Source organism: uncultured Campylobacter sp., from assembly GCF_937996225.1.
GTDB lineage: Bacteria > Campylobacterota > Campylobacteria > Campylobacterales > Campylobacteraceae > Campylobacter_B.
On the sequence record NZ_CALKTC010000076.1, the window covers coordinates 18,841 to 30,420 of the forward strand.

Consider the following 11,580-nt stretch of genomic DNA (forward strand, 5'->3'; position numbering starts at 1 on the left):
TCGAGGGTATAATCGAATTAAAATTTTAGGAGGAAGCGATGGCGTTTGTAGCGGAATATATTTCTAAAGAGGACTTGGAGAAATATGATATTATAAACATTATAAATACATGCTGCCGCAAGTATAATGAAGAAGAATACTCGGATTATTTAATTGATCAACTCTGCTGGGTGATTGATAGGCAAAGAGACGTTTGGCTAATATCTGTCGTTAATTTACATTTGCCAGATCATAGAGACGGATGGAGCGGGGAACGGATCTGGGTTTTGCACTATGATGATCAAGATATTGAGCTTGATTTAAGAGATATAAACAATAAAAATACTAGCACAAAAATTACGGACAACCCTTTTAAAATCTTATATGAATTAAAGTCTATAAAAACCCATACTTATGGTATATCAAGGGATGAGATAGTTAAAATTTTAAAAGACGCATTAGAAGAGTATAGGGGCGGTGCAAGTTTAAATAAATTTGTCCCGAAAGAAAATATTCAAGTAACTTTCGTATCAAAAGATTTAAAACGCTAGAAAGGTATATTTCTTGTAATTGTAAGGAAATCTCTAAAATTTTTATAAATTTAAAATTCCTATAAAGCGCGCAGAACAAAATCCTCGTCAAAATTTCAACACCCAAGCTTTATTTAAATTTCGGTATGTCAAAGCTCTGCGGCAAAATTTTAGATAAATTTTACCTCCGTTTCATTTAAAATTTAAGAGCATGTTTAAATTTAAGGAGCTAGGATGAAACATTTATCAAGCACGAGCCCGTTTGATAATGCACGATGAGGAAGAGTAAATTTTTCGGGTTTAAACGCCCTTTTTTGCATCATATACGAGGCAAAATAATGTAAATAAGAAAGAGCGGAAATACTCCGCTCTTTAAAGCTTTAGTCGCCGCTTAGATCAAATTTATACGCAGCTTGCAACCATATCTCATTCTCGTCGAACTTTCTATTTACGCCGCTAGCGTAGTGGTCGCTCCTCTCAAGCGCAGTATAGGTTACGCCCAAGCTTAGCCCCTTAACGGCCTTAGGAGCGTAGTTTGCCGTTACCGCCCAGCCCTCTACGTCCATGCTGGTGCCGACCTTTTGGCCCGCAGCCCCGCTAGCATTGATATTATTCGTACCGCCTACTCTGTCCTGATCGCCCTTTACGTAGTGTAGCGCAGTTTTGAAGCCGTCCAGACCGATAGCGCCGAAGTCGTAATCAAGCACGATCTTGTGCGTATCCATACCCGCATATCCCGTGAAGACGAACGGACCTCGGATAGGTAGCGCGGTGTATGATCCAGGGCCGTTGCCGACGCCTAAAATAACAGCATCGTCATCGCTAACGGTCGTATAGGCATACGATAGGCCGAATCCGAAAAACTCGCTAACCGAGACTCTTGCGCCGAACATATCGCCATCAAGCCTTCTTGGTTCCAGCCCTCCGTCTACACGCGAGCCTTTATAATTAATATCAAATCCTAGCTTTAAAATCTCGCCTACGGGCACTTTGACATTTGCCTCGGCAAGATATAGGCTAATATCGCCGTCCTTTAACGCGTTAGCGGGTTTTACGTCCGTTACCGCTGCGTAAGCGCCGGTTAAAGTGGTATAAGGCAAGGATTTGTTTTGAATATATGCAGAGAAGATATTTTCAAATTTTACGGCGACCGGACCGGTCATATTACCCAGAATCACTCTATCTTTAAATAAAGGAGCCTTTCCTTCGCCTGCCGGAGCACCCATGGCGGTTTTACTCCTTCCTTGGAATTTATAAAACCATCCGCCCCACAATGTAGTATCGGGGATATCTTTATTGGATATCGCCACGCCCTCGAAAGCCTCTTTAAACGCCCTCGTATAGTTGCCTGCAACGAGCGGAGTTACGACATATTGTCTACCCGCCTTTATATCGGTATTTCCTATGCCGTATCCTAGGTATAATTCCGATAATACCGCACCTTTAGTATACCACTCCTTATCGTAGGCGATCTTATTGCTTGAGCCTACGTGATACGGCATCAACCAGCCTTGTCCGGTAAGCCCTATTCTAAAGCCGTAAAGAGGATCGGTAACGTATCCGAGCTCAAGACCCACGCCGAATGCTTCGTAGTCGTTATCACCCGTAGCGGCTTCGCCTCTGTTGTCTACGGTTTTATTAGCGTAAGTGGTCTTTACCGTTCCGCCAAATTTGCCGTTAGTGATCGCCTCGGCTACGCTATCCGCCGCGCTTAGCGAGGATACCGCACATGCGCAAACCGCCGCAGCTAAACTTAGTTTGATGAGTTTCATTCGAAATCTCCTTTCATAAAGATTTACAAATATTTATAAAATGAATTATATCAAACAATCTCGCTGTTTGCGATAAAAAAGGGGGAAATTAAAAATAAAATTACGCAACTTTGTAAAGATTAAATTAATGAGTGGCGGAATTTATAGCCCGATTTATGATTTCATGCTTTGGCGAATATTTTCGGCTTGCGCCCCGACCTCGACTCGCGGATAAAAGCGATCGAAACCTTAAAATTTTCAAAACGTCAAACCGAGCCGCCGAATAAAATTTTTACCGAAATCAAAGAGTGAAATTCCGCCGCTTTTAAATTTTAAAATTTAGAAAGCGCAGTGAAGTTTGCGAGCTGAAATTTCTTTTTAAATTTCAAGTGCGGCTCCATAGATTTATACAGCCTATGCAGCCGCGCGGAATTTTGCTAGCGGATCGAAGCTCTAAATTTTAGATAATCTACAGAGCCTTTGCGATTAGCTCGTTTACGTTTTTGATAAACTCGCTCGGATTTTCCAGCTCCTGCCCCTCGCTAAGGCGCGCCAGATCGTAGATTATCTCGGCTACTTGCGGCAGCATCAGCTTATCGGCCTGCAGCTTTTTGATGATCTCGTGATCGGCGTTGATCTCCAAAATCGGCTTTACCGGCGGCAGATTGCGGCCTCCCATCTGCTTAAGCAGCTGCTGCGTCGCAAAATCGGGATCGTTCTCGTCAAAAACAAGGCAGGAAAGCGAGCCGCTTAGACGCGATGAAATTTTAACGTCCTTGACGCGCTCGCCTAAAATTTCTTTGATCTTTGCGGCGATCTCTTTGGCTTGCGGCGTCGCAGCATCGCCCTCCGAAGCATTCTGCTTGATCGAAGTCGCGTTTTTAATCGGCATTTTGTCAAACTCAAAAACGCCAGGCATCACGATCGTATCGATCTCATCGTCGCAGAGCAGCACCTCCGTGCCCTCGGAGTTAAATTTCTCGATCAGAGGCGAGCTTTTGAGTATCGCGGCGCTGTTTCCCGCGATATAATAGATCTCTTTTTGCTCCGCGCCCATTTTTTCCTTATACTCGCTAAGCGTGATGAGGCCGTCTCGCAGGTTTGATTTGAAAAGACAGAGCTTTAAAATTTCCTCTTTGTTTGCGCCGAAGCCGTAAAGCCCCTCTTTCAAAACCTTGCCGAATAATTCGTAAAATTTTATGTATTTTTCGCGATCGTTCTGCAAAAGCTTCTGCAGCTCGGATAGAATTTTTTTCACGCTCTGTTCGCGGACGTAGGCAAGAATTCGATTTTCTTGTAAAATTTCGCGGCTTACGTTTAGCGGCAGATCCTCGACGTCCATTATGCCGCGCACGAAGCGCAGGTAGCTAGGCAGCAGCTCTTTGGCATCGTCGGTGATAAAAACGCGCTTGACGTAGAGCTTCACGCCGCTTTGATAATCGACGCGGTATAGATCAAAGGGCTCGCTGCTCGGCACGTAAAAAAGCGTCGTGTATTCGTGCGTGCCCTCGGCCTTGGTGTGGATATAAAACAGCGGATCGCCGCTGTCGTGGCTGATCTGCTTGTAAAATTCATTGTAATCGCTCGGCTTTAGGCTGCTTTTCGGCAGCTGCCAAAGCGCGCTCGCGCGGTTAATCTGGACATTTTTGATTTCGCTATGTCCCTGCTCGCCCTCTTTTTGCGCAGGCACGTATTCTTCTTTATCCATAAAGATCGGATATGGGATGTGGTTGGAGTATTTTTTGATGATGCCTTCCAGCCTATATTCGTCCAAAAACTCCTCATCTTTCATATGCAGGATTATCGTCGTGCCGAAGTCCTCTTTCTCCGCCTTTTCGACCATGTAGTTGCTGGCATCGCTGCTCCATTTAAAGGCGTCCTGTGAGAGCGGCTTGCGGCTGATAACATCGATACGATCCGCGACCATAAATGCCGAGTAAAACCCGACGCCGAACTGCCCGATGAGGTTGCTATCCTTCGCCGCATCGCCGCTAAGGCTCGCCATAAAGCCCTTAGTGCCGCTACGTGCGATAGTGCCTAGATTGCTCTCAAGTTCGGCCTCGTCCATACCGATGCCGTTGTCGCCGATGCTTAGCGTTTTGGCCTCTTTGTCGATCTTTATATCGATGCGCGGCACATACGAAAGCGCCTTGTAATCGTCGTTCGTAAGGCTTAAGTAGTTTAACTTATCCAGCGCGTCGCTTGCGTTTGAGATGAGCTCGCGCAGGAAAATCTCCTTGTTTGAATAAAGCGAATGGATCATCAAATTTAGCAGATCATTCACTTCGGTCTTAAATTTTTTCTTTGCCATTATGCGGTCCTTTTTGAAAATTTTGGCAGATTATATCATGGAGTGCTAATCTTGTCAAGAGTAGAATAAATAAACTTGATATGAATCCTATCAAGTTTTGCAAATTTAGAGGTGCGTTTTAAAATTTAGCGTGGAATTTTGCTCGATTTGCTACCTACGAAATAGCCGCTCGCTCGACGTAAAATTTTAATAAAAATTTGGGCGTATTACAGTGAGTATTCATTGCAAAAATGAAAAATGAAAAACCGATAATTAAATTTTGGCTCAAGATAAGTTAAGCGGATTCTCTCTTATCATCTTTAATAAAATATGATAGAACTCCTTCGTATCTTTGCTGTTATTATATCTAAATTCACATTCTTTAAGATGAAGCAAGAAATTCTCTTTCTTGATGCCTTTAAATTTAGATAATCTATGTTTGGCGTATCCCCAGAAGTTTTCTATACCGTTTATATGATTTTTACCATTAGCAAATTCATTCTTTGAATGTTTTACTCTATAGTGAGCTTTGGCTCCGTAATCTACTAATCCATCATAAGCCTTCCAGAAATCTGAATAGATAGTAGAGCTATCAAGCTCGCTAAATTGCGATAGTATCGGTATCAGTTCACTAGCAGAGCAGTTCTTTACTATCTGAGTATAGACCTTACCATCTCTTTTAAATATACCGAATACCGGTTGCTTTCCGCTTGCACCTCTACCTCTCTTACCTCTTACTCTCTTAGCTCCGAAGTAGCTTTCATCTATTTCTATCTCGCCTGAAAACTTAGATATCTTTTTACACTCTTGAGACATAAGAATTCTTATTTCCCTAAAGATTTTACATAGGGTTACTTCTGAAATTTTAGTTAAATTCGATATCTTTGATGCTTCTATGTCTTCTGCAAAATACTTGAGAATTTCTCTAAATTTCTTTTCCGAAATTCGGGAACGATAGATATACTTATTTTTCATTGTGCTCATCGTAACTTACTGCTCCTTTGTGTGAGCTTAAGTTAAAGAGAGCCTAAAGAATAGATCGTAGAAAAGCGTATAAACCTAATAAAAGAGTGGTTATATCGCTTAGGCAAAGAAACGAATTCGGCATCGGTGCAAATCGAACGAGAACCTTTATTTTAAGAAGCGAAAATCCGGTAGAATTAAGTCGTATAGCTAGCAGATTTATCGTAAGAGGCGGCGAAGTGCATACCGATGAGAATGTTGGATATTCAAATTTTATCGCTCATTACAATCACAAAGTGGTTAATCACGCCGTAGAGTATTGCGGCGCAAACGGAGAAAACAACAATCAAAGCGAAAGCTACAATTCAAGATTTCGTAGACTTCAATACGGACAATGTCATAAGCTAAGCACGTTGTATCTGTCAAACTATGCTAATGAGATAGCTTACCGAGAGGATACAAGGCGATTTAATAACGGCTTTATCTTTAGAGATATTTTAAAGAAGTGCTTAGATAGCGGGATTTCAAATGAATTCTGCGGATATTGGCAAGGCAATCATAGAGTGGCCGAGAGATTAGGCATTTAGAATTTTTATGCAATATTGTTTTGCGTTGTTTGCAATACGGCATTCTATTACGTCTTGACGAACCAAATTCTCTAAAACAGTATAAATTCCGTCGTATATCAATTTGTGAAGCTTTTGCGGTAGGGCTTTTACTCTCATTACATACTTTGTTAATTCATTTATATCAACATTGTCGTTATTTTTTATATGCTCTATAACGAGCCTTGTTAGCTCTTTATGCTTAAAATATCTTTCTCTTGTTTTCTTGGGTGCTATTTTTCTTAAGTCGTAGTTCGGATCGAATATATTTATACTTTTTGAGATAGTTGAAATTTCATCTCTTGCCTCTTTGATGGCTTCTTGATATGATTTAATTCTGCCTTGAAGCTCTGCGTGCTTGGCTACTAAAGCCGATATTACGTGAGATTCCACCATATTTTCCCCTTTTTATCGCAATTATTATACGCGATTAAATATAGTCAAAATTTTATCTGATTATTTTATAGAAGTTAGTTGCGGTTGCTACATAATACCGGATATTATCTGCCAAAGCAGCTCTTTTATCATAGATAGAGCAACCTCTTAGCCTATCCCTTTTAAGGATATTTTATGTGTAGCCTTACTTTTGATATTTTGGCTTTACTCTAATAGAATACTTGAGTATCGAAAAGATATTGAGGGTGGCAACCCCTCATTTTTTAATCGCTCCCCCATATTTTAAAAGCCTTTGGCTATCTTAATACTATATAAGAAAATAGCATAGCTTCCTTTATACTTTTAAAGAAGCCTCTAAGTCTTTAGATTTTTTATCCGTAAATGAAAGTAAAAGAAGAGATTAATAAATTTGAGCTAAGAAGCTTTTAAGATCTTTCTAATATAATCCCCTTGTTCATAAGGACAAAGAAGGCTTTGGGCTTTTATCTGTTTTTATTTGTTCTCTGCTTTAAAGAACAAACATCTTACAGATAGGCGCTTAAGGCATTTAGTGAAAATGTATTAATCAACCTCCTTAAGATTTTAAACCTTGAGCGCTATAAGGCTTAAGCTAAATTTCTTAAGGTTTGAAACTTCTTAACTCATTTTTGCTTATTATTTAAAGTTTCCTTAAGAGACGACAAATATTTTTATATAGTTTTTTAAAAGACTATATACTGATATTCTGTAATCGAATGTTCGGGGGAATTCTGAGGGTTGTACAAATTCAACGCAGGACACCACTTTTATCACTAATCAAATCGGCAAATTCTATGATTGATCTTTATCAAAAAGGCATGCGCTGAATCTTATCATTGCCTCTATTATGTGCGTTTGTCACGTTTATATCGTTTTTTTGGTGTATAATTTAGCAAAAGCAAAAAATTACGGTGGATAAAAATGAAAAAGTTATTAAATTTGACAAATAGTAGTTTAAGGCTGAGCGATATAAATTTTAGCAGCTTTAGTGCTTCTAAAAACTGGATCGGTTTCTTTGAGATCGAAAGCAGTGGCTGGCTAAGCGGAGTAAGCTTAGCGATAAAATTATTCGATAACTTTTTTAGAAAATATAGCGATGAAGTATTTATCGTAAGCGCTCTAATGTGTGATGATAAAGTATACAAAAAATATAAAGCAATCTCGCAGGTAAAGCCGTTATACGATAAATTTAAAGATCTTGGAATTTTGCAAGAACAAAATGAGTATTTTTCTCTGGCTAGAGATAAAGAATATCCGTTGCCCGCTATGTGCGTAAGAATGGACATTCTGAAATGGAACGACATAAAAGAGCTGGCTAAATTTTTAATGTGCTATGATTATTCTATAAACGAATGGTGTTTTATAATTTTTCCGAGTTTAAATTTAGCCGTCTATCCGCATGATAGCAAGGGTTTTGGCTGTATAGGGCTAAACGACGAGATTAAATATGGAATCAACTTTTTAAAATTTTGCGAGAAAGACAGCAAGGCAAAAGTGACGATAGATAAAAAAGAGGTTAATTTGAACAAAGCGGTTTTTCTTCTGCCTAAAAATAATGAAGAGCTATTTTCCAGAGTACAAGAAGTAGGAGAGATAAAAAGAGGAACTTTTTATGCCGATCCAAATTTAATTAAATTTATTGCTCCTGCCGGCTCAATCAAAGATCTGAAAATATCGCAATTAAAGCAGCTATTGCGCGAAGGCTTGATCTATCTTGACATAGGAATATTTTTTATCAAGAATCTTAAAAGGGAAAGAATAGCCACAACAGAGAACATTTTAATTAATTCTTCAATATATCAAGGCTTAAGCGATTTTGAGTGGTCGATCAATGAAGTGGAGATCAAAAATCCAAATTTAAAGGAAGATGATTTTATTAAAGAATGCCTTTTATTTTTGAAATTGGTAAAGGAAAAGATCGAAAATATGGATATTGAGAACAGCAGATTTGCTTTATGTTTGGATTTCTATAATATTGATGAGCTGAGCGCGGATTTCGAGCTTTATACTTTAAGAGATAATGAAAAGATCGTAGATTTTTCAGAGGCTAAATTTAATCAAAGCTCGGTGTATGTAATTGTATGAAATTTATTTTCTAGACATGATTAAAGTATAAAATTTATAACTACCATCCCAAAGGAAGGCATAAAATGACATATATAAAAACGTATCCCGACGTGGTGGAGATGAGTGATTTTTTTGGTTTTTACCCGGATGAAATAGATGGCGATATTGGAAAATATGCGTTCGAAATATACAGGTTAATATTTACATATTGCATAGTCGAGGGATGGGTGGAAATTACTATAAAAATAGGCGGGGAGACAGCTGTGGAATTTACCGCCGAATGCATCGAGTCTTTAAAAATCAGAAGAAATAAAGATGGCGAATTTATAGAAATAGGACAAAATTTTGCTATAGACAGAATGGTGCAGATAGAGTTGTATATAAGACCGAAAATTTTATTAAAATATGCGAGTTTAGAATGCTAGATGAAACCCACATCCCAATAAAAAGAAACCCAAATGCAAATTGATGGAAAACATATATTTCGCAAGGGCGTGCTTCTGTACAAACTATGCGTAATGGCTTCTTTAGAATATCAAGATAAATATCTTGTGCACGCTACAGATGAAGATTGCGAAAATCCTAGGGAGATGGTATATTTTTTATGTGATTCCTGCGCTAATGCCCTATTGGAGGAATTTGAATTTTGCTTCTTGCCATACGAAAGGGATGCGCTAAGAGAGCTTAGGTCTCTTATTCTTAAAAACTTTAAGGACGATAGATCATTATACGTAGATGATTATAAATATTTAGTCTATCACAATAAATCTTGGATAGAGGTCAGAGAGCTAGCTCTAAAAACAATCCATATTTTTGGCTACGAGCTTGACGACTTCGATTACGACTAAAAGCCTTATAGGGAAAATAGAATATGTATAAGCAAATAAAAGAGCTGTTAGAAAAGAGCGGTATAGAATTGAGCGATGGTTTGAAAGAGAGCGAAATAGACAAAATAGAGCAAATTTATGAGTTTAAATTTCCAGAAAGCCTAAGAGATTTTTTATCATATACATTGCCCATTTCAGTAGAATTTTATAATTGGAGAGACTTTAGCGATGAAAATATAAAGGAGATAAAGCAGGCTATGAACTACGTCTTTGAGTATTTAAAAAACGATCCTATTGATGAAATTTTTCCAAATGAGGGCTATTGGAATACGCAAAAATGGGGTCCGATGCTCGAAGACGGATCTCGCAAGCGAGCCATTATACTAGAAGCAGCCAAAATCGCGCCTAAGATTATACCTATATATTCTCATAGGTATATGCCGTGTATTAAATTACCGGATCCGCCAGCCTTATCTATACACTATACCGACGTCATCTATTATGGGAAAAATTTATATGACTACTTTTTGAGGGAATTTAGCAAAAATCCTCTTGAGCCGGTCGGAAAATGCCCATATGTGCCTTTTTGGTCTGATTTATACTAAAATTTAATAAAGGCAAGTTTGCGTTAATCTACGCTTATTTGATTTTTAGAATTTAAAGAAAATATGCGTTAGCATAGTTAAAGCGAGGAAAAATGACGGAAGCAGTGATTGACTTTGATGAGTTGCAAAAAGACAGAAGATATATTGATGAGAGGCATGATTATTGTCCCAAAGTAATAGAGCATAAGTTATACTCATATTTATCCGAAAAGCTGTCTTTACCGCTACGTATCGGTCCTGATGCATTCGCGGACTTCTTTTGGTTTCTGCGATTTAAGGAATGGAAAAACTATAGCGAGGAAGAGTGGGAGCAATATGAAGATAAAGACGAGTGGGAAAGCTATAGCGAATACATCGAAGAAAAAGAAGAAAACTCGAGATATGGGTTAAAAAATAAGCAAGGCGTTCGAGACGATTTAAAATTGATTTTCTTAAATTTTAATGCATTTAAGAAAAAATACAGCGATTTGGCTAAACAGCTGCTAGACGAGATAAAATTTACGCTCTCGGAGACTGCCAAATACCCAGATCACGATGACTTGCTTGATATTCAAATAGAAATTAGAAGCTAGAAGATTATGAAGCGGCTACGAGAAATAAATTTGAGGAAAGAAGCGAATGAGATACAGCAATCCGATATTTTTAAATTTATTCAGTAATTACAAAGATGAATTTGCCGGAGTCGGTCGGCGCGACTTTATAATTTATTTGGAAGAACTGATTAAGGCTGGAGAATATGGTATAGCGCTGGAAGATTTTTTGCTTCAAATGTATGAATATGATATAAAAATTTCTTCTAACGACTTAACAATTATAAAAAATTTATGCGAAGGCGTGAATATAGGTAGTGATTTATGGTCGGTTCTAAGCATTAGAGCGGCGGGCGATTAAAAATATACCGAAAGAGGGTCAATGATAGAGGAATATATAAAAATAATAGAGGATTTTTTGCAAAACAGAATCGACGTATTTGAATTTGAAAAGATATATTGGGATAAATTTATGAATGATAAAAATTTCCCCGATGAATATTATGAGCCGCTTAATAGACTTCTTACTGACATCGATGAATTCGAATCAGACGAAGAGTTGAGGGGTGATGATACGGTAGGCGATTCATTAAGTGAAGAGGATCTAAGGGGGTGCGCGAAAAAGGCTTTAAAACAAATTGCGCTTTTAAAATAGTAGTTTTATAAAATGATAATTTTTGCGAGAATTTTAAAAATATATTACGATATAATGCGGGCAAAACCCACATCCCAATAAAAGGAAACCCAAATGCAAATTAACGGAAAAGAGATATTTAGAAAAAGCGGGCTTATGGTTAATCTATGCCGTATGGCTTCTTTGGAATATCAAGTTGATCATTTGATTCATCCCGCGGTTGAATATTACGAAAGCCCATCGGAGATGGTAGAATTTTTATATACCGAATGCAAGAACGCTTTATTGGAGCAATTTAAATTTTGCTTCCTGCCATATGAGAGAGATGCACTAAGAGAACTTTTGGAGCTCATAGATAGATACTTTAAAGATCAAAGCTTGCTAG

14 protein-coding genes are annotated in these 11,580 nt (G+C 38.3%); 10 read left to right on the plus strand and 4 right to left on the minus strand.

Going from position 1 to position 11,580, the window contains the following annotated elements; all coding sequences use genetic code 11:
* Positions 1-38 precede the first annotated feature (38 nt).
* Positions 39-530, plus strand: a complete 492-nt coding sequence (locus Q0174_RS09050) for a hypothetical protein (RefSeq protein ID WP_297923661.1) — start codon at positions 39-41, stop codon at positions 528-530.
* 359 nt (positions 531-889) lie between these two features.
* Here Q0174_RS09050 and Q0174_RS09055 read toward each other — a convergent pair whose 3' ends face one another.
* The 3 genes from Q0174_RS09055 to Q0174_RS09065 form a co-directional block, all read right to left on the minus strand.
* The gene (locus Q0174_RS09055) at positions 890-2,281 is read right to left on the minus strand and encodes an OprD family outer membrane porin (protein WP_298043424.1); all 1,392 of its coding nucleotides are present in this window, start codon (positions 2,279-2,281) and stop codon (positions 890-892) included.
* 448 nt (positions 2,282-2,729) lie between these two features.
* Complete coding sequence (gene htpG, locus Q0174_RS09060; protein ID WP_298043425.1) at positions 2,730-4,571, minus strand: molecular chaperone HtpG; 1,842 nt, start codon at positions 4,569-4,571, stop codon at positions 2,730-2,732.
* 264 nt (positions 4,572-4,835) lie between these two features.
* Complete coding sequence (locus Q0174_RS09065; protein ID WP_298043426.1) at positions 4,836-5,534, minus strand: IS1595 family transposase; 699 nt, start codon at positions 5,532-5,534, stop codon at positions 4,836-4,838.
* A gap of 50 nt (positions 5,535-5,584) precedes the next feature.
* Between Q0174_RS09065 and Q0174_RS09070 the strand changes: the two genes are divergently transcribed.
* Positions 5,585-6,100 carry a transposase gene (locus Q0174_RS09070; RefSeq protein WP_298043442.1) on the plus strand — a complete coding sequence of 172 codons (516 nt, stop codon included), beginning with the start codon at positions 5,585-5,587 and terminating at the stop codon, positions 6,098-6,100.
* Here Q0174_RS09070 and Q0174_RS09075 read toward each other — a convergent pair.
* Positions 6,089-6,514, minus strand: coding sequence for a hypothetical protein (locus Q0174_RS09075; protein ID WP_298043428.1), 426 nt, complete (start codon positions 6,512-6,514; stop codon positions 6,089-6,091). The two genes, Q0174_RS09070 and Q0174_RS09075, sit on opposite strands and share 12 nt — an antisense overlap.
* A 939-nt stretch (positions 6,515-7,453) precedes the next feature.
* Between Q0174_RS09075 and Q0174_RS09080 the strand changes: the two genes are divergently transcribed.
* From Q0174_RS09080 to Q0174_RS09115, 8 genes are all read left to right on the plus strand, one after another.
* Positions 7,454-8,617: a hypothetical protein gene (locus Q0174_RS09080; protein WP_298043429.1), complete on the plus strand. Its 1,164-nt coding sequence runs from the start codon at positions 7,454-7,456 to the stop codon at positions 8,615-8,617.
* A 65-nt stretch (positions 8,618-8,682) separates the two neighbouring features.
* Positions 8,683-9,024 (plus strand): hypothetical protein, encoded by a 342-nt coding sequence (locus tag Q0174_RS09085; RefSeq protein WP_298043430.1) that lies wholly within the window; start codon positions 8,683-8,685, stop codon positions 9,022-9,024.
* 33 nt (positions 9,025-9,057) lie between these two features.
* Positions 9,058-9,447: a phytanoyl-CoA dioxygenase gene (locus tag Q0174_RS09090; protein ID WP_298043431.1), complete on the plus strand. Its 390-nt coding sequence runs from the start codon at positions 9,058-9,060 to the stop codon at positions 9,445-9,447.
* Between the two features lie 23 nt (positions 9,448-9,470).
* Positions 9,471-10,031 (plus strand): hypothetical protein, encoded by a 561-nt coding sequence (locus Q0174_RS09095; protein WP_298043433.1) that lies wholly within the window; start codon positions 9,471-9,473, stop codon positions 10,029-10,031.
* Positions 10,032-10,123: 92 nt separating this feature from the next.
* Positions 10,124-10,603 (plus strand): hypothetical protein, encoded by a 480-nt coding sequence (locus Q0174_RS09100; protein ID WP_298043435.1) that lies wholly within the window; start codon positions 10,124-10,126, stop codon positions 10,601-10,603.
* Between the two features lie 46 nt (positions 10,604-10,649).
* Positions 10,650-10,922, plus strand: coding sequence for a hypothetical protein (locus Q0174_RS09105; protein WP_297988521.1), 273 nt, complete (start codon positions 10,650-10,652; stop codon positions 10,920-10,922).
* Positions 10,923-10,943: 21 nt separating this feature from the next.
* The gene (locus Q0174_RS09110; protein WP_297988523.1) at positions 10,944-11,216 is read left to right on the plus strand and encodes a colicin immunity domain-containing protein; all 273 of its coding nucleotides are present in this window, start codon (positions 10,944-10,946) and stop codon (positions 11,214-11,216) included.
* Positions 11,217-11,309: 93 nt separating this feature from the next.
* On the plus strand, positions 11,310-11,580 hold a 271-nt coding region (locus tag Q0174_RS09115; protein WP_298043437.1), incomplete at its 3' end, for a phytanoyl-CoA dioxygenase.